At 47.3% G+C, this 21,442-nt stretch carries 15 protein-coding genes, 1 tRNA gene and 1 pseudogene; 10 read left to right on the top strand and 7 right to left on the bottom strand.

The features are described 5' to 3' along the window. Positions 1-162: 162 nt before the first annotated feature. The 3 genes from VNN20_16775 to VNN20_16765 form a co-directional block, all read right to left on the bottom strand. Positions 163-1,881, bottom strand: a complete 1,719-nt coding sequence (locus VNN20_16775) for an AMP-binding protein (protein HWP93843.1) — start codon at positions 1,879-1,881, stop codon at positions 163-165. A 168-nt stretch (positions 1,882-2,049) separates the two neighbouring features. Then, positions 2,050-3,216: a hypothetical protein gene (locus VNN20_16770; GenBank protein HWP93842.1), complete on the bottom strand. Its 1,167-nt coding sequence runs from the start codon at positions 3,214-3,216 to the stop codon at positions 2,050-2,052. 242 nt (positions 3,217-3,458) lie between these two features. Then, a complete protein-coding gene (locus VNN20_16765) occupies positions 3,459-5,045 on the bottom strand; it encodes a flotillin domain-containing protein (GenBank protein ID HWP93841.1) in 1,587 nt (528 codons plus the stop codon). Positions 5,046-5,567: 522 nt separating this feature from the next. Here VNN20_16765 and VNN20_16760 point away from each other — a divergent pair. Further along, a pseudogene (locus tag VNN20_16760) lies at positions 5,568-6,845 on the top strand (ammonium transporter). 703 nt (positions 6,846-7,548) lie between these two features. Here VNN20_16760 and tatC read toward each other — a convergent pair. Next, positions 7,549-8,310 carry a twin-arginine translocase subunit TatC gene (gene tatC, locus VNN20_16755; GenBank protein ID HWP93840.1) on the bottom strand — a complete coding sequence of 254 codons (762 nt, stop codon included), beginning with the start codon at positions 8,308-8,310 and terminating at the stop codon, positions 7,549-7,551. A gap of 383 nt (positions 8,311-8,693) precedes the next feature. Between tatC and serA the strand changes: the two genes are divergently transcribed. The 3 genes from serA to VNN20_16740 are packed head-to-tail and all read left to right on the top strand — an operon-like array spanning position 8,694 to position 12,826. Continuing rightward, on the top strand, positions 8,694-10,283 hold the full coding sequence (serA, locus tag VNN20_16750) for a phosphoglycerate dehydrogenase (protein HWP93839.1): 1,590 nt from the start codon (positions 8,694-8,696) through the stop codon (positions 10,281-10,283). Next, positions 10,284-11,531: an ATP phosphoribosyltransferase regulatory subunit gene (hisZ, locus tag VNN20_16745; protein ID HWP93838.1), complete on the top strand. Its 1,248-nt coding sequence runs from the start codon at positions 10,284-10,286 to the stop codon at positions 11,529-11,531. It abuts the gene before it with no gap. Between the two features lie 2 nt (positions 11,532-11,533). Continuing rightward, entirely contained in the window at positions 11,534-12,826 is a 1,293-nt protein-coding gene (locus tag VNN20_16740; protein HWP93837.1) for an adenylosuccinate synthase, read from the top strand. 32 nt (positions 12,827-12,858) lie between these two features. On the opposite strand, the gene VNN20_16735 is transcribed toward VNN20_16740, so the two are convergent. Next, the gene (locus VNN20_16735; GenBank protein ID HWP93836.1) at positions 12,859-13,269 is read right to left on the bottom strand and encodes a hypothetical protein; all 411 of its coding nucleotides are present in this window, start codon (positions 13,267-13,269) and stop codon (positions 12,859-12,861) included. Between the two features lie 43 nt (positions 13,270-13,312). Further along, positions 13,313-14,293 (bottom strand): PhoH family protein, encoded by a 981-nt coding sequence (locus VNN20_16730; protein HWP93835.1) that lies wholly within the window; start codon positions 14,291-14,293, stop codon positions 13,313-13,315. A gap of 386 nt (positions 14,294-14,679) precedes the next feature. Here VNN20_16730 and moaCB point away from each other — a divergent pair, with 386 nt between their 5' ends. The 3 genes from moaCB to rimK all read left to right on the top strand — a co-directional run bounded on the left by moaCB (position 14,680) and on the right by rimK (position 17,156). Beyond that, positions 14,680-15,639: a bifunctional molybdenum cofactor biosynthesis protein MoaC/MoaB gene (gene moaCB, locus VNN20_16725; protein ID HWP93834.1), complete on the top strand. Its 960-nt coding sequence runs from the start codon at positions 14,680-14,682 to the stop codon at positions 15,637-15,639. A gap of 147 nt (positions 15,640-15,786) precedes the next feature. Further along, positions 15,787-16,251 carry a RimK/LysX family protein gene (locus VNN20_16720; GenBank protein ID HWP93833.1) on the top strand — a complete coding sequence of 155 codons (465 nt, stop codon included), beginning with the start codon at positions 15,787-15,789 and terminating at the stop codon, positions 16,249-16,251. After that, complete coding sequence (gene rimK / locus VNN20_16715; protein HWP93832.1) at positions 16,248-17,156, top strand: 30S ribosomal protein S6--L-glutamate ligase; 909 nt, start codon at positions 16,248-16,250, stop codon at positions 17,154-17,156. Before VNN20_16720 ends, rimK begins: the two co-directional genes overlap by 4 nt. A 373-nt stretch (positions 17,157-17,529) precedes the next feature. Here the strand turns inward: rimK and VNN20_16710 are convergent, their stop codons facing one another. Beyond that, a complete protein-coding gene (locus VNN20_16710; protein ID HWP93831.1) occupies positions 17,530-18,426 on the bottom strand; it encodes a phosphoribosylaminoimidazolesuccinocarboxamide synthase in 897 nt (298 codons plus the stop codon). A gap of 312 nt (positions 18,427-18,738) precedes the next feature. Between VNN20_16710 and VNN20_16705 the strand changes: the two genes are divergently transcribed. From VNN20_16705 to infC, 3 genes are all read left to right on the top strand, one after another. After that, a tRNA-Val gene (locus VNN20_16705) sits at positions 18,739-18,813 on the top strand. A gap of 143 nt (positions 18,814-18,956) precedes the next feature. After that, on the top strand, positions 18,957-20,918 hold the full coding sequence (gene thrS / locus VNN20_16700; protein ID HWP93830.1) for a threonine--tRNA ligase: 1,962 nt from the start codon (positions 18,957-18,959) through the stop codon (positions 20,916-20,918). Beyond that, positions 20,915-21,430, top strand: a complete 516-nt coding sequence (infC, locus tag VNN20_16695) for a translation initiation factor IF-3 (GenBank protein ID HWP93829.1) — start codon at positions 20,915-20,917, stop codon at positions 21,428-21,430. Before thrS ends, infC begins: the two co-directional genes overlap by 4 nt. Positions 21,431-21,442: the final 12 nt, after the last annotated feature.

Raw genomic sequence — 21,442 nt, 5'->3', positions numbered from 1 at the left:
TTATTCGTAACATTTGACCAAAAATACTGCTATACTTGTTCACGGGATGCCTCCTTCAGGTGGTTGTTTTGTTGTTGCAAATAAATCAATTCTACCTGTTGGAGCTCCCTTCCCTTAAAACCTATTTTGGACAGATATGAGCAAAAAAGGTAAATTAAAATCCTACCGTTTTACTTTATACCCGGCCTTCTCCCTATCCCAGGTATCAGTGGTTATGCCCTCTTCACGCAGTTTGTTCTTCTGCACCCTCTGTGTCCCGGTTTTAGGCAGGGACTTCATAAAACGAATAAAGCGGGGGATCATGAAATGTGGCATTCGGGGTTCGAGGAATTTGAGAAGCTCTTCCGGTTTTACGTCCATTCCTTCTTTTTTAACCACCACAATCATAACCTCATCCTCGGCGTAACGGCCCGTTTCCGCTTTCACTCCAATTGCAGCCGATTCCTCTACGGCAGGATGCAAACCTACAATCCTTTCAAGCTCAAAGGAGCTAATGTTCTCTCCCCTACGTCGAATATAATCCTTCACCCTGTCTACAAAGTATATGTAGCCGTCTTTGTCCATCCTTCCGGCATCACCGGTATGAAACCAGAAGTTCCTGAAATCGCTCACCGTCTTCTCGGGCATCTTATGATAGTAGTGAAGCATTATGTTCGGGATTCGCGGACGGACTACTATTTCTCCAACTTGCCCTCTCGGAACCTCTTCGTCTGTCTCCGGGTCGACTATCTTGATTTCATACCCGGGCGCTTCTTTACCGCAAGAACCCACGCGGAACGGTTCGCCTGGACGCATGTAAGTAACCTGCCCTATCTCCGTAAGACCGTAGCCTTCCATAAACTTTATGTTAAACCTATCCATGAATTCCTCGATAATGTCGTGAGGTGCAGGAGAGCCGAGAACAAGCTTTACTTTATGCTGCTTTTCCTCCGGCACGGGCGGCGTATTCCACATGAAATAGGACATCGTGCCGACCATATTAAATTTCGTAACCTTATGGTCTACCATCCATTTCCAGAATTGATTAGCGCTGTATTTCTCCTCCACAACTGCCCTTGCACCCCTGAGGAGAGCAGGATATACGGTTAGAACCATGGCGTTTGAATGAAAGAGAGGTAGGCAGGTAAAACACACGTCGTTTGGATGTATATCCATAACCTGTGCATAGTTGCCCGCGGTTTGATAATCCGCCTGACAAGGCCTAATAACACCCTTCGACCTTCCCGTCGTTCCGGATGTGTACATGAGCCGGGCATGGTCTAAATGGGTTACGGTCACATCAGGCTCGTCTTCTTTATGCTCATTCATGAACGTAGCGAACGGAATCATAGGTCTTGAAGTGAAACCCTGCGGGTCAAAGTCCTCGCTTCCGCTTCGCGTCCATACAATCACCTTTTCCAGTTGAGGGATTCTGTCCGCAATCGGAGGCATTCTATCGAGGTATTCTTCGGCGATGAAAAGTATCTTTGAGTCAGAGCTGTCTATGATGTACTGGAGGAAATCCATCTTGTAAGCGGTGTTAATGGGAACCATTATCCCGCCCATCTTCAAAATTCCGAACCAGGTGATTACGTAATCCGATGAATTGGGCATGTAGACAGAAACCTTTTCCCCTTTTTTAACACCGAGCCTCAAGAGTCCGTTGGCGATTCTGTTGGCCAGAAGGTTAGTCTGGGCAAAGCTAATCGGAGAATTGTATCCAAATTGAAGAAATGGTTTATCTCCGAGCTTTTCCGCACGTTCCCTGAGTATACGAGGCAGAACCCACTTGGTTCTATCCTCCTTTTCGTACCATTTAACATCGAAAGGACGGCGTCTTATCAGATGAATCGTGTATTTCAGGTCCTTGGGTTTTTTAATCCTTGCGGTCTTGGTCGCCATAGTCATCTTCCCTTCTTGAAATTTTAGCCACTAATGAACACAAATATATTTAAACACAACGACACTACGAAAAAACGTCGTGTTTGGATTGCCATTTGTACTTTATTTTCTACAGTAATAATTGTCAACATTCCAATAAGCTTTAGGGCGAGGCATGCCTTGTCTTTATTATTTGAATGCCTCCCTTGTGGGCACGGCCAACACTTGTTCCAGTGTAAGCACTTTGAGAAACCTATTTCCACCCTCCTCAAATATCTGGTCGATTCCGGCAAACCTTGCCGCTTCCAATGCCTTCATACCACCGTCGGTTACGTATTTTTCTCCTATAAGTTTTATTGTCACGATACCGATATCGTCCCTTTCCTGTACCGTAGCTGTATCCAGCACCTCCACTCGTGCCCTTATCTTCTCATGCTCCCCAGCTTTTCCGCCGGCGTAGAGCAACTGCACTATATCTCCAGGATAAGTGGGGGCGTCATGAGAGCCGCTGTTCATCCCCAGGTGATAAGCAAGAGGGAAATGACCGCTTGCTTCCCCTTCCGCTCTGGCTTTTACCGCTCCACCATAGCCTATAAAATTCGATGAGGGGTTATGATGCACGGAGGCATCGTTAAGCGTGGCGATCTGAAGCCAGCTAAAGGTCACGAGGTCAACGGCCTCATCGAATAAACCATGAAAAACATCACCTGCTTTAAAGTCCTCGAATGTTTTTCCATTCTCTCCCAGAAGCTCTTCGGGCAAATCATGATAAATTTTTGGAAGAACCGTTTTGTTAAAATCGATCTTACCGGGCTGGGGCTTTATGGTGCTCTCTTTGGGGTATGTTTTTCCACCCTCCGCCCGCACCAGCACCTGCCTCACATATTCGAGCACCCATTCTCCCCTTTGATTGTGAATCGTGGTCTTCACCTGCACCGACCCGTTTGTCGCCCCGTCTTTCCTGAACTCCCTTCCTAAAACCTCCGACCTTCCGTATAAAACGTCCCACTCGAACACCGGCACGCCATACCTCAAATCGCTGTAAGACAGGTTGGCAATAGCGTTGAAAGATATGTCGTGGACGCTGAGACCAAACCCAGCATTAAACACGAATCCCTGACTTACCAGAGCCGAGTCCTCGATCACGTATTTATCTTTCTTCTCCCTGTAGTCCGGGTCCCGGTAGCCAAGATGTGAGCTCAGCTCAAAATTTGCACCAAGAATCAATCCGTCCTTAAATTTGTTTATATATTCTTTATTCCTCATCGGGGTGATTTGAATAGCGCCGTGATGATAAATATCTCCTTCCTTGAAATCACCCACGTATCTTGAAGAAATAAGACCCTTTCTTTGCACAGAAATTTCCCTCCTCTATCTTTAACGCAAATTGGCACCAATTTACAAGAATGAAACAATACACGATGCATGATACATGATACACGATATATTTTTTATCCTGCATCTTGCATCGGTTTCTCTTCATCCGTGACGATTCGGGACAGAAAAACTTCTTAAATGCTACTCAGTAGCTGATGCGTTGCAACTTCATTGTCCCCCCGTTCACCGTAAAAGATTAGGGGTAAGAACTCGGCAATCGGTCACGAATGTGTTTCTTCGGCGCTCTTTATTTTTATTACCTCCTTTAGGTCGGGTACTTTTTCTATAACCTTTTTTACTATTTCATCTCCATCTATTTTGTAAAACCTCATTAACTCATTAAGAAGTGGCAAAATAGCACCTGTGCTAATCACAGCGCCTATTACTTTGCTTACCGTATCGCCGTCTCCACCACCTGTAGCAGCCACGCCCCCCAAGCCCGGTCCATTGATATTAAGAACCCGAATGCTTTCTATGTTCCTGGCCGGTTCCATGAGTTCCCTACATATTGCCGGCGCATTCTTGATAAATTCCTCAATTACATCCTTTAGTATAAATTTCGTATCTAGAACATTCTCTGCTTCTCTCATCTTGTATTTTACCTGAGCTTCGAGTTCCCCCTCTCTAAGCTTGGCTTCAGCAAGTCTCTCCATTGCTTTGGCTCTGAGTTCAGCTATTTCTAACTCCTTCGTATGGTGAATATTGGCAATTTCTCTTTCTCTTTCCACTTCCGCTTTTCTCTCCACAGTAAGCACATTCTGTATAGAACGCTTTTTTGCTGCTTCCGACTCGAGCCTTGCCCTTTCTTCTTCTACCTTTTCTCTCTCTTTTTGAATAATCCCTATGTCTCGGACAAGCCTGGCAATTTCGATGGCGAGCTCATTATCGATTTCCGCTCTTTCTTTCTCCTGCATTTTGTGGATTAAGAACTTCTCCTTCTCGATCTCCGTTTCTCTTATCATCCTATCTTTGCTAATTTCCGCCTCTCTGACGGACATCTCCTGCTTGAATTTAAACTGCTCCGCCTCAGAGCGCTTTAGAGTCCTGTAGTTCTCTACTTCCTTCATTTGCTCGGAGGAGGCAAACTCCCTCTCTTGGTCCAGTTTTAGCTTTAGCTTTATTGCTTCGACATCCTTCTGTTTTATGGCTACCTCGGTGTTCTTCTCGATTTCGTTGCGCTCTTTCATACGCTGGGAGGTCTGAGCGGTGATTTGCTTAAGCCCTTCTGCATCGAATATGTTATTGGGGTCGAGTTGGTCTTTCTTTGTCTGGTCTAGGTGAAATATGGAGACATCTTCGATCGTTAGCCCGTTCGAAAGGAGTGTGTCTTTAAGAGATTCCTTTACTTCTCTGGCAAATCCAATTCTGCTCTCGTGAAGTTCGACAAGATTCTTCTCCGCAGAAACCGCTCTAAGAGCCGAAACCAGCTTCTCTTCCAAGAGCAACTTGAGACTTTCCGCATTCAAGGAACGGTCTCCCAAGCTCCTAGATGCGGTCTCAATATCCTCCGTCCTCGGTTCGACCTTCATGTAAAATTCCGCACCTACATCCACTCGAAACCTATCTTTTGTGATTAGTCCATCCTTATTCACTCTCCATACCTTTAACTTCACGGTCTCGAGTGAAATCCATTTTATATTCTGGACTACTGGAAAAACCAACACGCCGCCATCTATAACAACACGCCTCCCCCCGAGTCCAGTTCGAATAAGGGCCATATTGGGCGGAGTCTTGACGTAAAACCTGATGGCAAGAGCAGCAGCGATAAATCCTACAATCAAAACTACAACAATAAGCGCGGTTATCATTTTTTTATCCCTCCCTCTAAAATTATTGCCGGGCATACCAACGAAGTTTCCATTCAACCTCTCACTTACCGCTCATATGGGAAACAGATAAAATGAATAGCGAATACAAAACTCGTCTTTACGAATGAAAATCACCGAGAATGTGCTACCCGTTTGGGACAAATGGGGATACTGAAATCGGAATGAACAAAATCAGATTCGTATGCGCTGTGGACGCCTTATTAGGTTTATTTCCAGGATTTGGAGGTTGTTTTAACCAATCTTCGTATAATGATATGACCCCAAAGCCTATTAGTTTTTTAGCTGTGGTAAGTGTTGTATTTATCCTCACCCAGCAAACCTCACCCCTGACTTCTAATACACCTGATAACTATTATACCAAGCCCTCGGTAAATTTTCGATTGTATTTATCCCCTTCATTTTTGATAACGCAAATGATAAAATAGTGCTATAAATAGGCGGGGTGAGGGATATTAGGATGGGGTAAAAGGAATATTAACCGCTTCGGTTTTAATTATAACCATATTCTTATCTCTATTAACTACCAGTCCATCTTTAGCTCAGACCCATCCACAATCCAATATTGACACAGGCGACACCGCTTGGATTCTTACATGCTCGGCCCTGGTGTTGTTGATGACCATCCCTGGTCTCTTTCTCTTTTACGGTGGTCTTGTTCGGGCAAAAAACGCGCTCGGAACGATCATGCAGAGCTTTATCATCGTTGGCCTTGTCAGCATTCAATGGGCGCTCATTGGCTACAGCCTAGCCTTCGGGCCAGATAAGTGGGGAATCATCGGGAATCTAGATTGGTTTGCCTTGAAGGGAGTGGGCCTTGACCCCTATCCCGATTATGCTGCCACGATTCCACACCAAGCCTATATGGTCTTTCAATTGATGTTTGCTATCATCACTGCGGCCCTCATCACCGGTGCCTTTGCCGAGCGAGCAAAGTTTAGCACATTCATAATATTCATTCTTATCTGGTCAACTCTTATCTATGACCCTCTAGCTCACTGGGTATGGGGAGTAAACGGTTGGCTTAGAAAAATGGGAGCCCTGGATTTCGCCGGGGGGACGGTTGTTCACGTTAACTCCGGCGTATCCGCTCTTGCCGCTGCCCTCATTTTCGGAAAGCGGATAGGCTATGGGCGGGAAGCTATGCCCCCGCACAATCTTCCTTTGAGCATCATAGGAGCCGCCCTGCTCTGGGTTGGCTGGTTTGGGTTTAATGCCGGGAGTGCCTTGACGTCAGGCGCACTGGCCACAAGCGCCTTTGTAGCCACTCATATGGCCACAGCAGCGGCAGCGCTTTCATGGACACTTATGGACTGGACATTCAGGGGTAAACCCACGGTCTTGGGCACTGCCAGCGGAGCGGTAGCCGGACTGGTCGCAATCACGCCGGCTTCGGGGTTTGTTGGGCCAATCTCTGCCATAGCCATAGGACTTGGTGCAGGTATTTTCTGCTCTGCCGCGTGCAACCTGAAGACCAAGCTGGGCTACGACGACTCACTGGATGTAGTCGGTGTGCATGGGGTGGGTGGAACCTGGGGGGCACTGGCAACCGGACTATTTGCCTCGAAGGCCATTAACGCAGCAGGGGCCGATGGGCTTTTTTTTGGAAACCCCAGTCAGCTTAAAATACAAGCTATTGCCGTTTTAGCCACTTGGGCTTTTGCCTTCTTTGGCACCTTAATAATACTTTCCATCCTCAAGGCCCTGATGGGACTCAGAGTATCGATAGAAAAGGAGCTTGAAGGATTAGATATATCCGAGCACGGGGAAGTTGCTTATTCCGGGTTTCAGATGATTCATAGTATTGGAAGCTCCGAGATAAGTGCCTTGGAAGAGGAAATAGAAGAACTCGAAAAGCGCAAGGAGATAATACTCACAAAGATGGGTTCGATGGGGACGGAAAGGAGAACTAATGAAGAGCATTACATGCCCGCCAGAAAGAGAGAAAAAAGAAAATTAACGAAGGAAAAGGAGCAGGAATTAAATACGCCATTCCGAATCATCGTGGAAAATATGAGCAGAGAAGAACTGAGAAGATGGTGGGAGGATATGTGCTACGAAAGGACAACCGAGAGACCAAAGGAATTTAACGAGATTTTTAGACAGCTTAAAAAATTCCATGACGGCTCTTTTTTCTTCAATAAAGGAAATCCGGAAGAACTACAAAAAAAATTAAAAATACTCTTACACGGATTTAACCCCAGGCTGAGGATAGAAATGGAAGAGGAATGATTAAAACCACAGTTTTATGAAGTAGAGTATTGTCTATCCCCTAGTAAAGACGTTTACTTTCCGGGCCTTGCGGATGTGTTTGTCCCTTTTTGCCGTGAAGACACCAACTCTTGTACTGATCAAAGTCGAGACGACATAAAGTCATAGTAAAGAAACCCTTCTTTTGACTTTCGACTCTAGATTCTACTCTTTAAGCTCATATTCTTTCTTAGCGCTGTGGTGTCGTTGTGGTTAAATAACCCGTATTTACGCATCAAACGGTGGTATCCGCCTCTGTGGCTGCGATCTTCCTCTTCTTTCCGAATGCCCATGCCACCAGTATTCCTACCTCGTAGAATATGAGAAGAGGTACGAGCATGAACATCATGGAAAGTACGTCGGTGGTGGGGGTAATTATTGCTGCTGCCATAGCACATACGAGTATTGCGTATCTTCTCTTGCTCCTAAGCATCTGGGAATCCACTATTCCCAACCGGGCGAGCACGAATACCACCAGGGGAAACTCAAATACCAGACCGAACCCAAATATAAGAGCCATGAAAAAGGAAAGGGCATCGCCTATGGTAGGAAGGGCCTTCACATACTCCGATGAGTACTCGGAAAGTAAAAACTTGAAAGCCGGTGGTGAGGCAACGAAATAACAAAATGCTGCGCCCAGTGCAAAGAATACAGTTCCGAAGAAGATAAAAGGTATCACTATCTGCTTTTCATGCTTGTAAAGTGCCGGGGCTACAAATTTCCAGGCTTGATAAAGGATAAACGGAAAAGCTAAAACCAGCGCCGCAAACAGGGAAACCTTTAGATAAGTGGTAAACCCCTCCGCCGGCCTGGTGAATATTAGTGTGCTTCCCTCCGGGAGGTTTCTGATTATGGGCTGCATGAGGATATCGAACAGCCTCTCGGAAAAGGAGTAGGTAGGAATGAAGGCGATAACCACGGCCAGAATGGACCAGAGGAGCCGTTTTCTCAACTCCTCTATATGCTCGATAAACGTCATTTTTACTTCTTCATTCATGGTTAGGCTTAAGGTTAACCAAATCTACTTTCATTCTCAATTAGATGAACATTCTCCGGCCTTGGCTCAACTGTTCAGAAGAGGATAGGGGCGACCCGACGGGTCGTCCCTAATGAATAAATTGAACAGGGCAACCTTAGGAATGCATGCCTGTCCTGAGCCATTCGACTTCTCAAGATAAACTCGGTCGAAGGATATGCATTCCTTACAACAAGCCTAATTAGCCAATTGCCTGATTAAACCCTCAGAAACAAGCTAATCAGGGAAAAGGGACACCCAACACTAAAGTCGTGCCTATGCCTAACCGCTCTAATTGACAACAACCTACGACTCAAATATATTTTTATTCCATTCCATCCCTGTTTTTCTCTCGGAGGAAAGAATTGAGGGTATTAATTACTGACGGTCTGTCTGAAGAAGGGTTAAACCTCCTCAGATCCCAACCGGAATTGGAAGTGGTCACCAAAAAGGGGCTATCCAAGGAAGAAATCAAAGAGATTATCAAGGATTACGACGCCCTGGTGGTCAGGAGTGGCACTAAAGTTACTTCTGACATAATCGAAGCCGCCGGGGACAGGTTGAAGGTGATAGGCCGCGCCGGAATCGGTGTCGATAACGTGGATGTAGAGGCGGCCACCAGAAAAGGGATAGTGGTGATGAACACGCCGGAGGCAAACGCCGTAACCACGGCAGAGCATACGATAGCGCTCATGCTTTCCCTCGCCAGAAGAATCCCCCAGGCGCATCTTTCATTAAAATCCGGGCTCTGGGAGAGGGAAAAATTCAAGGGGAGGGAGATTTTTGGGAAAACCCTCGGGGTTATCGGGCTTGGAAATATCGGAAGGCTCGTTGCCGAGAGGGCCATCGGTCTTAAAATGAAGGTCATCGCCTACGATCCATTTCTCACACCGGATGCTGCGGCAAAATTGGGGGTGGAGCTATTGCCATTAGAAGAGCTGGTGGAAAAGGCGGATATCATCACCATTCATACCCCTCTCACCTCCGATACTAAAAACCTCATTTCTAAAGAAACCTTCTCCCGCATGAAAAAAGGGGTAATCATCATTAACTGCGCCCGGGGTGGGATCGTCAACGAGCAGGACTTATATGAAGCATTAAAAGTCGGAACAGTAGAGGGCGCAGCCCTGGATGTCTACGAGAAGGAGCCGCCGGAAAGGGAAAACCCCCTTTTCACCGTCGAAAATAATGTAGTTTTAACCCCGCATCTAGGCGCATCGACGGAAGAAGCACAGACTAAGGTTTCGGTAGCCATTGCCGAGCAGATCGTCGACTTCTTTGTGAACGGAGTGGTGAGAAACGCAGTCAATATGCCCTCGATCAGCCTCGAACTGCTCAAGATATTGAAACCCTACATTACCCTCTCGGAGAAGCTGGGAAGCTTTCAAGGACAACTTTGCCGTAGCGGTGTGGAGGAAATACACATCGAATATAGCGGCGAAGTCTTCGACTTCAACCTTGCCCCGCTCACCGTAGCCGCCCTCAAGGGTTTCCTTTCGCCGATAATGGATATAGTGGTAAGCTACGTAAACGCCCCTATCATCGCTCGAGAAAGAGGAATAAGGGTAGTGGAATCCAAGTCTTCAAAATCAGAGGATTTTACCAGTTTAATTTCGATAAAGGTAAAGACTAGCGAGGGCGAAAGGCACGTTGCCGGAACCATATTTGGCCGCGAAGAGCCACGATTTGTCAGGGTAAACGGGTTCTCCCTCGACGTTATTCCCCAGGGTTATTTGCTCATCGGCGAGAACTACGATAAACCCGGCGTGATAGGCTCGATGTGCACACTTCTCGGAAAAAGAGGAATAAACATAGCCCGTCTCCACCTCGGACGGGAGAGCATTGGGGGTAGAGCTATAGCATTCATCAACGTGGATTCTCCGGTTCCGGATGAGGTTATCGGAGAGATATCGGAGCTTCCTAACATAATATCAGTCACACAGGTTGTGCTTTAAATGTTTGATCGTCTTAGTCTGCCCCAAGGGGTGAGAGACTTCCCACCGGAGAGGGCAGAAGAAATCAAAAAAGTCGAAGAACTTCTCCTGGAAGAGTTTTATCGCTGGGGGTATAGAAGCGTAATAACCCCTCTTTTTGAATTCTTGGAAACCATCTCCGTCGGGCTGGGCGATGACCTGAGGGATAAGGTTTTAAAGTTTGTCGACCCCTCGACAGGCGACGTAGTAGCACTAAGACCGGATATAACCCCCCAGGTTGGAAGGATTGTAGCCACCCAGCTAAGGGACTATAACGAACCGCTCAGGCTCTGCTACAACGGCCGGGTAGTCCGGTTTGAGGAGAAGGGAAGCGGGAAAGAGAGAGAGGTCTTCCAGGTAGGATGCGAGCTGATAGGGTCCTCTCATTCGGAGGCCGATGCCGAGATAATAGCACTTTCCGTGAAATCACTGGGGAAGGTAGGAATAAAAAAGACGGTGCTGGACATCGGACACAACGGTCTCTTACGGACACTGCTAGCCAAAACCGGAAATGCCCGAAAGGATATAGAAGAGGCGCTTAAAAAAAAAGACCAGGAGGAGTTAAGCAAAGCAACCGGGCAGGCCTCCGTACCCGGTGGAATTAGAGACACGATTCTGGCCCTTTCCGAGCTATATGGAGGGAGAGATATACTTCATAAGGCCGGAAAAATAAAGGGCTTGGAGAGATACATAACAGAACTCGAGAACGTGCTCAGCGTGGTCGATGAATTTCAGTTGAATTGTGAAATTAATATAGACCTCGGAGAGATAAGGGGCTTTAACTATTATACGGGAGTTACATTCGAGGTTTTATCAGCTAATACCTCCTCTCCTCTTTTGAGGGGCGGAAGATACGACGAGCTCATAGGCAAGTACGGGTATGACACCGCGGCCACCGGATTTGCCGTGGATGTAGAGTCGGTGCTCGGCGTTACCAGAACCCATCTGGAGAACAGTCAGATTCATTTCGTAGTCATCCCCAGGAAGCTGAGCTTAAGACGCGAGGCTATCCGTCTAGCCGAGTGGCTCAGGTCAAGCGGTTTCAAGGTTGTACTCGACCTCAACGCCGACTCCAATCTCCGCAAATTCAGGATAAAAGAAAACCACACTTCAAATTCCTACGGCGTGATTTTCCTGGAGACACCCAAAAAGATTAAGCTCGTAGAATCCAGGAGCGGCGTCAGTAAGGAATTTTCCAACCTGGAAGAACTTCTCAAAGGGGGCATCTGATTTTGCCTAATATAGTTGTTATCGGCGCTCAATGGGGAGATGAGGGAAAGGGCAGGATCGTAGACCTTCTTGCGGAGAGGGTAGACGTAGTAGCAAGATACCAGGGCGGAAACAATGCCGGCCATACCATTGTGGTCGGGGAGGAAACTGTAATCCTTCACCACATCCCCTCGGGTATTCTCCGCCAGGGAAAGCTTTCGGTAATAGGAAACGGAGTGGTCATCGACCCAAAGGTACTACTCGGAGAGATAGAAAAACTAAGGGCGGCCGGGTATAAGGTAGACCAGGATAATCTCAAGATAAGCGACCGGGCCCATCTCATTATGCCCTATCACAAAGCAATAGACCTTGGGCGCGAGGAGAAGCTAGGAGCGGGCAGAATAGGAACCACCGGAAGGGGAATAGGCCCCGTTTATGAGGATAAAGCAGCCAGGAGGGGAATAAAACTCACCGACCTTCTAGACCCGGAATACTTTTCATCGAGACTTCAAATCGTGCTAGAGGAAAGAAACCTTTATCTGACCAAGGTCTTACAAAGAGATCCTCTGGACTTTAAGGCAATTTATGAAGAATACAGCGGTTATGGAAAGGAGTTGAGGCCACTGGCTACGGATACAGCGAAGCTCCTTAACGATATGATCTCCGACGGCAAGAACGTTTTATTCGAGGGTGCTCAGGGTGCTCTCCTGGATGTGGATTTCGGCACCTATCCATATGTAACCTCCTCCAGCGCCGGGTCGGGCGGAGCATGCACAGGCACCGGTGTGAACCCAACTAAAATAGATTTTATATTGGGAGTGGCAAAAGCATATACGACAAGGGTTGGAGAGGGACCGTTTCCATCTGAGATTCCCGGGGAATTAGGCGTAAGGTTAAGGGATGCCGGGGGCGAGTACGGCTCTACCACCGGAAGGCCGAGAAGGTGCGGGTGGTTTGATGCGGTAGGCCTTAGATACTCGGCCAGGATAAACGGAATTTCCGAGTTGGCCATCACCAAACTCGACGTCCTTTCCGGTTTTGATAGGTTAAAAATCTGCGTAGGCTACAAATACAAAGGCGAGTTACTGACCGAGTTCCCGTCCAGCACCGAGGTGCTCAAAAACTGCGCCCCCGTTTATGAGGAAATGGACGGCTGGAAAGAGGATTTATCCGCAGTTAGGACTGCGACTGACCTTCCCAAAGAAGTAAGACATTACTTAGAAAGAATAGAAGAAACCTCGGGAGTTCCCATCTGGATCGTTTCCCTCGGGGCGGCAAGAGAGAGGGTGATTTTTCTCAAGGATGTGGCTTTTTAGCAAAATTACTGCTTACCTCATCTTCTAGCTAATTAAGGACCCTTGCTTTCCACCCTCTTCGCTTCAATCTCGTTAATAAACTTATAACCTTCGGTACTATATTCTCTTCTATATACCCCCAACACCTTGACCAGGTCCCCCTCCGCCACCGGAATGTCTCCTAGTGCGAATACATTGACAAAATTACCATCCTCATCCGCTAGCTTAAAGCCGGTGTACGGAATTTGCACATCCCCCTCGTTGACCGTATCCAGTCTTAAATCCCAGACCTTACCTTCCACTATCACCCCGGCGCTGTCGTACGCTATCGGATTTGTCAAAATGCTTGTTATGTCTACCTCTTTGGCGGGTAACGAAGTATTTGGATTCTGCCACTCATGGGAACATCCAAAAAAAGCCGAAGTGATGGCCAGGAAGAAAATTATGAACGTTCTTTCTCTCATACAAAATAACCTCCAAAACGGTAATAGGCAGGGGTGGGACGAATTACACCTCTTTTTGTCTTGTCTCGTAAGCCTCGATGATCTGTTTGACCAGAGGATGCCTCACCACGTCCCTTTTCGAGAAATATACGAAGGCTATCCCATCAATCCCTTTGAGGAGCGACTCGGCCTCCAGAAGGCCCGATTTTTCATTCTTACCCAGGTCAACCTGGGTAGCATCTCCGGTGATTACCGCCTTCGAGCTAAACCCCAGGCGGGTTAGAAACATCTTCATCTGCATGGCCGTTGTGTTTTGAGCCTCATCCAGTATCACAAAGGCGTCGTTAAGCGTTCTTCCCCTCATGAATGCCAGCGGCGCTATTTCAATAGCTCCCTTCTCGATCAACCTGGTTGCTTTATCCAGGTCCATCATATCATAAAGGGCGTCAAAAAGCGGTCTCAAGTAAGGATCGACCTTCTGATACAGGTCTCCGGGCAAAAATCCCAGCTTTTCTCCGGCCTCCACTGCCGGTCTAGTGAGAATTATTCTGTTGACTTCACGGGCTATGAATGCGGAGACGGCCATAGCCATCGCCAGGTAGGTTTTTCCGGTTCCGGCCGGACCTATGCTGAAGGTTATGTCGTGCTTGCGAATGGCCTCTACGTATAGTTTCTGGGCCAAGCTCTTTGGAGCGATTACCCTCTTTCTGGTCGAGATACAAACCGTGTCCAGGAATATGTCTTCGAGTGGGATTTTATCCTCGTTGACTATACCAGCAGCGAGTTCGATGTCCCCCGGGTCGAGGGAATACCCTTTCGATATGAGGCGATAAATCTCGCTCAGAAACCTTTGCGCTGACTCGACCTCTTCCGTCTCACCCATGACGCTCAGCTTTCCACCCCGGGAATAGATTTTGACTTTAAACAGGCTCTCTATTTCTTTAAGGTTCTCGTTGTGCTCTCCATAAAGCTGTTTGAGCACCCCGTTATCCTCGAAGTTGAGTTCCCTGGTTACTCCGTTCCCTGCTCCTGTGGTCTCCTGCATTTATATGTATAACCCCTCCTGGTCGCTTATTTTTTCAACAATAGATTTCTATTCGTTTGGAAGTTTAAAAGAGAAAGGAAATATATTAAGGAGATACTCATTCTCTCTTTATATAAAAATGGTGAAAATTAATACAGCGAAAGCCCCCTTCACAATTTTACTCTCGGGTACAGTAGAGCGTTCAGGCGTCATCGAGTTTGTCTAAATCCAGTATACCAAAAAACAAGCAAAAAGACAGGATTTATCTATCTTCTTAACTGGACTTTAATGAAATTTTAACCGTAGCGCCGGATAGATGCAAACACCTCCCCTTCTACGAAATCGAACGATTTGGGCACGTCCATCGGCTGCCCCTACTTTAAGCCTCATTCTCCGAGTAAAATTGAATGGTAAAGAAAAAGCTAAGGAGAACACCCAAGATGAAGGACGTTGGCGAGAAACTGGATACACTAAGGGTAGCAACCGCTGAGGCCCATATAAAGGTCGAAGAAGATACCATAAATACGGTCAAAGCCGGGAGAGTGCCCAAGGGAGACGTGCTGGATATAGCCCGTGCCGCCGGCATTCTGGCGGCCAAGAGGACCTCGGAGCTGATTCCTTATTGTCATCAGGTTCCCTTGGATTGGGTATCGGTAGATTTCGAAATCCTGGAGGGGATGATACTGGTCAGGGCTCAAGCAAAGGCCCTTTGGAGAACCGGAGTGGAGATGGAAGCTCTCACCGCGGCTACAATCGCCGCCCTGACCGTATACGACATGCTAAAGCCTATAGACTATTCACTAGAGATCGTCTCGGTAAAACTTATAGAAAAACGCGGCGGAAAAAACGACTGGAAAGAAAATTTCAGGACCCCGCTCAAGACCGCCGTGCTCGTCCTTTCGGACAGTGTTTCTCAGGGGAAAAAGGAAGACAAGTCCGGAAAAACCATAATCGAAAAGCTAGAGAAAGAGCCGGTGGAAGTCGTGGAATATAGAATTTGGCCCGATGACTTTGAGACCATAAAAAGAGAGCTGATAAGGCTTTCGGATGTAGAGGGGGTCGACCTAATTTTAACGACTGGCGGTACCGGGCTCAGTCCGAGGGATGTGACAGTCGAGGCTACTAAAGAGGTTATAGAAAGGGAGGTCCCGGGGATCTCCGAGGCCGGGAGGATATATGGGTTTAAGAGAACCCCCCACGCCATGCTTTCTAGGGGTGTCTCCGGTATAAGAGGAAAGACTATGATTATAAACCTTCCCGGAAGTTCGAGAGGGGTTGCCGAATCCATGGATGCATTATTTCCCTGGGTGCTTCACTCTTTCCGGATTTTGAGAGGGGGCGGCCACGAAAAAAGGAAGACACAATGACCCAATAATCCACCAAACCTCGCACCGGGTATTAAACGGCCGGTGGTTAATTCCTTCAGGCAGACTACTGTTTAATTTAACTTAGTTCTCTATATATGCTACCCTCTTCTACCTAAAGCTCATGCTACCACCGGAAACATGAGAATAATGAAAGGAAAAAACTCTAACAAGATAGTGATCGGAAGAAGAGACAAGATTGACCTTCCAGAACTCTCTCTATACGACGTCGATGCCAAGATAGATACCGGCGCCTATACATCCTCCATCCATTGTCGTAACATAAAGGTCATAGAAAAGGACGGGGTAAAAAAAATCAGGTTTAATCTGTTTGACCCTACTCATCCTTCCAAGGGCAACAAAAGGATTACCTTGCCAGTTCACGCAAAAAGAAGGATCAAAAACTCATCCGGACAGGCCGAAGAAAGGTACATAATCAAGACTCAAATTTTATTGTTTGGTCAGGTCTTCGATATAGAGCTATCTTTAACCGACCGGTCTAGGATGGAATATCCGTTACTTCTCGGTAGAAAATTACTAAGCAACCGTTTTATAGTAGACGTGGCCGAGGCCAATTTATCATACAAAGAGAAACTAAGGAGGGGGAAAACATGAAGATTGCGGTGCTCTCGCGAAATGGAAAGCTTTACTCCACCAGAAGGTTAATCGAGGCGGCGAGGGGAAAGGGGCACGAGGCAGAGATTATTGATTTCTTAAAATGCTACTTCGTCATAGAAAAGGGTAATCCGGAGATATATTATCAAGGCACGAAGCTGACCGGAATCGATGCCGTAATCCCCAGAATTGGCGCCTCCAGGACCTTTTACGGAACCGCCGTGGTCAGGCAATTCGAGATGATGAACGTATTTTGTGCCAATGAATCACAGGCTATCACCAGGTCGCGGGACAAGCTAAGAACCACACAAATTCTTTCTCGTGAACGTATCGGCATCCCGGTGACGGCTTTCGCCTCAAGCCCTTCCGACATCAACCATCTCATAGAGGAGGTGGGTGGAGCACCTTTAGTTATAAAACTATTGCAAGGGACACAGGGAATCGGCGTAGTTCTTGCCGAAACCAAGAAAGCGGCCCAATCGGTCATAGAGGCTTTTTACGGCGTGGATGCAAACATGCTCATTCAGGAATACATAAAAGAGTCAAAAGGAGCGGACATTAGAGCCTTTGTGGTCGGCGGCGAGGTAATAGGCGCGATGAAAAGGCAAGGGGCTAAAGGCGAATTTCGCTCTAACATACATCGCGGCGGCAGCGCGAATGAAATTAAACTAAGTAAAGAAGAAGAAACAACCGCCATCAATGCGGCAAAGGTTTTAGGGCTCAATATCGCCGGTGTGGATATGCTTCAATCAGCACGGGGGCCGCTGATAATGGAAGTCAACTCGTCTCCGGGCCTCGAAGGAATCGAGAAAGCTACAAACATCGATATCGCCGGTAAAATCATCGAGTTTATCGAAAAGAACGTCCATAACCGAGAAATGATACGGGATAAAATAAACGTTTAATAAGACGCCATCTTAGATTTTCAAGAGATACTATCCGTTCATACTGAATACCATGACTTAGTCAACGATACCTCCTTAGTTCTGAGTGGTAAGCTTGTCAATAATCCCGTTCGTCCTGAGCCCAGTCGAAGGGCGAACTCCTTACGTTCTAAATTCATACTTCGACAGTATGAGCGGATTTACATCCGCTGGTAAAGAGGAATAAAAATGCCCGTTCATACTGAACCCTGAGCATCGTCGAAGCCTGTCCTGAGGAAGTATCAATAATCATTCTGACATCTTTCGACAAGCTCAAGATGAACGGTTTTTAATCTCACTACATACCTGCTCCAGCCTTTTTACAACCTGTAGATTCTGCTTTGTGTAATTAATATCAATCCCTTGTGAGTCTTCTAAGGGCCTCTAAGTATTTTTCGGATGTTTTCTCCACAATCTCCGCAGGCAGCCGGGGAGCTGGGGGTTTCTTATCCCAGTTTATAGACTCCAGATAATCCCTCACGAATTGCTTATCAAAGCTCTTTTGCGGCCCGCCGGGCCGGTATTCATCCTTTGGCCAAAACCTTGAAGAATCAGGCGTGAGAAGCTCATCGATCAGGATCAATTGACCTGATTCTTCTTCGACGCCAAATTCAAATTTTGTATCTGCAATGATGATACCCTTTCCCTCCGCAATATCACGCGCCATTAAGTAAATAGCAATACTGGTCGTTTTTACCCGTGCCGCTAAATCCCCGCCCAGAATCTCGACCGTTCTTTCAAATGGAATGTTTTCATCGTGTGTGCCCTCTTCGGCCTTGGTCGAGGGGGTAAAGATGGGGCTCTCCAGCTTGGATGATTCCAAAAGACCATGAGGCAAGTGAATCCCGCAAATGGCCCCGGTTTTCTGATAATCCTTCCACCCGGAGCCGGAGATGTAGCCTCTTACTATGCATTCCACCGGAAGCGGTTTGGTTTTCTTTACCAGCATGCTTCTTCCTTCGAGTACGTCCCTATGCTTACGAAACGCCCTCGGATAGTCGTCGATTTCAGTAGAAATGAGGTGATTTGCTATTATGTTCCTCGTTTTCTCAAACCAGTACTTCGAGATCTGGTTGAGCACCTTCCCTTTCTCCGGAATTCCGTCCGGCAAAACCACATCAAAGGCGGATATACGGTCGGTAGCCACAATCAGAAGCTTGTCCCCCAGGTCGTATATGTCCCTTACCTTACCCCTTCTTGGCGGTGGCAACCCCGGAAATTCCGTAGTCATGACCACTTTCTCTCGTTCCATCCAGATCTCCTTATCCGTTCCTGTATTATGACCGAACAGAAACCCGAACTATTATAAGCGAAGGAAACGTTTATTAAAATAACATATAGTATTTCGTAGGGGCGACCGGCCCGGTCGCCCCTACAGAATGGGTTTACCGTTTGTTTTATGGGTAACTAAGACGGCCATCCTGGAAGCAGCATATAAAGACACAAGATTTTATGACTCTATAGATATACGCACGGAATCAGCTTAGGCCTCGGCGTAACCGGCGTAACCTTCTTCTTGACAGCCTCCATTTTATCTAAGTAGAATAAAGGTTTACCATGTCTAGAGCGCGTAGCTCAGGGGGAGAGCGCTTGCTTGACGCGCAAGAGGTCGCAGGTTCAAATCCTGCCGCGCTCACCATGTAAAGAAACTCAGCCACTAGATAATTGTGGACAGTGGACCATAGAACATCAGTGGAGCTAATTGACATAGATGCAGTATGCAGGATTTATTTAAACAATCATCTTGCATCATGAATCCTCTATCCTGCATCATCAAAAGACATGAGCGAGGTACGAATAAAACTCCCGGACGGAATAGAGAAAACCTTTCCTAAGGGCACTTCTATCGGGGAAATATTCCGGTCAGTTGGAATCGAGGACAGCGTAATCGGGGCCAAGGTTGACGGCAAGCTGGCGGACTTCTGGTTCGAGGTAGAATCTGATGCCACGGTCGAGCCGGTCTCCTCAAATTCGCCGTCAGGGCTCGACCTTATAAGACATACGGCTGCTCACGTAATGGCGGAGGCAGTCCAGGACCTTTTCCCGGAGGCCAAGGTCACAATCGGCCCGGTAATCGAGAACGGTTTCTACTACGACTTTGATTTCCCCCGCGGGTTCGTCCCGGAGGATTTAGAGAAGATCGAGTCCAGGATGAAGGAGATCGCTGAAGAAAACAAACCTCTAATCAGGAAAAAGGTGTCCAGGAAAGAGGCACTAAAGACCTTCGAGCAAGACGGAGAGAGGTATAAGGTTGAGATCATTAACGACCTGCCTCCTGACGAGCAAATAACCATTTATGAGCAGGGCAAATGGTATGACCTCTGCAGAGGACCTCATGCCCCTTCAACCGGTTTTGTAAAAGCCTTTAAGCTCCTGAGCATTGCCGGAGCGTATTGGCGGGGTGACGAGAGAAACCCCATGCTTCAGAGAATCTACGGAACAGCTTTTACCAACAAAAAAGACTTGGAAGACTACCTAAAGAAACTGGAAGAAGCCAAAAAACGGGACCATAGAAGATTGGGCAAAGAATTAGACCTCTTCAGTATTCAGGAAGAAATCGGGCCGGGTTTGGTGCTCTGGCACCCCAAGGGGGCCAGGATAAGGCGCATCATCGAGGATTTCTGGCGAAAGGAGCATGAGAGCCGAGGTTATGACATTCTTTTCACACCTCATTTAGCTAAACTCGACCTGTGGCGCACCAGCGGGCACCTCGACTTCTACCATGAGAACATGTATTCCCCAATGGAAGTAGAAAACTCCCAATACCAGATTAAACCGATGACCTGCCCCTTTCACATCATGATCTACAAGTCGAGAATCAGGAGTTACCGGGACCTGCCGCTTCTCTGGGCGGAAATCGGAACGGTCTACCGCTATGAGCGATCGGGTGTCCTGCACGGACTCTTAAGGGTAAGAGGGTTTTCCCAGGATGACGCACATATATTTTGCCGTCCCGACCAGACCGAGGAAGAGGTTCGTAAGGTGCTCGATTTAACCGTTTTTTTTCTCAAAACATTCGGTTTTGAAGACTATGAGGTTTATCTCTCTACCCGTCCGGAGAAATTCGTGGGCAACGTAGAGAACTGGGATAAGGCCACAGAGGCACTACAAAACGCCATTAAGGCCAAAGGGCTCGACTACCAGGTGGACGAGGGCGGGGGCGCCTTCTACGGACCCAAGATCGACCTCAAAATAAAAGACGTCTTGGGGAGAGCTTGGCAGTGTTCTACGGTTCAGGTAGATTTTAACCTTCCCCAAAGATTTGAAATGAGCTTCGTGGGAGACGACAACAGACGCCATACACCGATAATGATACATCGGGCCATCTTCGGGTCGTTCGAGAGGTTTTTCGGAATTCTGATCGAGCATTACGGAGGGGCATTTCCGCTCTGGCTTAGCCCGGTCCAGGTTCGTGTGGCCACTATCGGCGAGGAGCAGGTTCAGTATGCGGAAACCGTGTGCGAAGCCCTAAAAAAGAATATGATTAGGGTGGAAAAAGATTTTCGAAACGAGAAACTGGGGCTTAAAGTAAGAGAAGCCCAGCTTGAGAAGATTCCTTACCTCCTGGTCATAGGCAATAAGGAAGGGGAGACACAAACGGTCGCACCCAGGAGGCTAGGCGGGAAGAACCTCCCTTCTATGTCGGTTGAGGAATTCTTGAGCCTGGTCGAAAAAGAAAACGATCCCTACAGGTGGAAAGAGGAATCGGAAATCAAAGATAAAGGACAGGTGGAAGAGTCATAGCTAAGGAACCGGAAGTTCGAGTAAACCAAAGAATAAAGGCAAGAGAGGTTAGAGTGGTAGCGGCAGACGGCAAGCAGGTAGGCATACTACCGGTACACGAAGCGCTGAAAATGGCAGAGGAGCAGGGCGTTGACCTGGTCGAGGTCGCACCTAACGCCAACCCGCCTGTCTGCCGGCTTATGGATTTCGGCAAATACAAATATGAGCTCAAAAAACAGGCCGGAGCCAAGAGACAAAAAGTACAGTTGGTGAAAGAAGTAAAGTTTCGTCCCAATATAGGAGAGCATGATCTCGATGTCAAGGTCAACCATATAAGGGAGTTTTTACAGGACGGGGATAAGGTCAAAATTAGGATATTCTTCAGAGGCCGGGAAATTACCCATTCTGAACTGGGCAAGGGGCTAGCCGACAAGATATTAGCAAGGATATCCGACGTGGGAGCAATCGACTCCCCGCCAAAATTTGAAGGGAAAAATCTTATAACGGTTATATCCCCGAAGAAAAAAGCTTAAAGGCGGAAAGAA

The sequence above is a fragment of the Thermodesulfobacteriota bacterium genome, assembly GCA_035559815.1.
Lineage (GTDB): Bacteria > Desulfobacterota_D > UBA1144 > Nemesobacterales > CSP1-2 > DATMAT01.
This window is presented reverse-complemented; position numbering and strand designations above follow the sequence as displayed.

Excerpts from the sequence above, each read along its gene's own strand:
- VNN20_16775 (HWP93843.1), bottom strand. The coding sequence starts at position 1,881 with ATGGCGACCAAGACCGCAAGGATTAAAAAACCCAAGGACCTGAAATAC.
- VNN20_16765 (HWP93841.1), bottom strand. The coding sequence starts at position 5,045 with ATGATAACCGCGCTTATTGTTGTAGTTTTGATTGTAGGATTTATCGCT.
- tatC (HWP93840.1), bottom strand. The coding sequence starts at position 8,310 with ATGAATGAAGAAGTAAAAATGACGTTTATCGAGCATATAGAGGAGTTG.
- hisZ (HWP93838.1), top strand. The coding sequence starts at position 10,284 with ATGTTTGATCGTCTTAGTCTGCCCCAAGGGGTGAGAGACTTCCCACCG.
- VNN20_16735 (HWP93836.1), bottom strand. The coding sequence starts at position 13,269 with ATGAGAGAAAGAACGTTCATAATTTTCTTCCTGGCCATCACTTCGGCT.
- VNN20_16730 (HWP93835.1), bottom strand. The coding sequence starts at position 14,293 with ATGCAGGAGACCACAGGAGCAGGGAACGGAGTAACCAGGGAACTCAAC.
- moaCB (HWP93834.1), top strand. The coding sequence starts at position 14,680 with ATGGTAAAGAAAAAGCTAAGGAGAACACCCAAGATGAAGGACGTTGGC.
- VNN20_16720 (HWP93833.1), top strand. The coding sequence starts at position 15,787 with ATGAAAGGAAAAAACTCTAACAAGATAGTGATCGGAAGAAGAGACAAG.
- rimK (HWP93832.1), top strand. The coding sequence starts at position 16,248 with ATGAAGATTGCGGTGCTCTCGCGAAATGGAAAGCTTTACTCCACCAGA.
- VNN20_16710 (HWP93831.1), bottom strand. The coding sequence starts at position 18,426 with ATGGAACGAGAGAAAGTGGTCATGACTACGGAATTTCCGGGGTTGCCA.
- thrS (HWP93830.1), top strand. The coding sequence starts at position 18,957 with ATGAGCGAGGTACGAATAAAACTCCCGGACGGAATAGAGAAAACCTTT.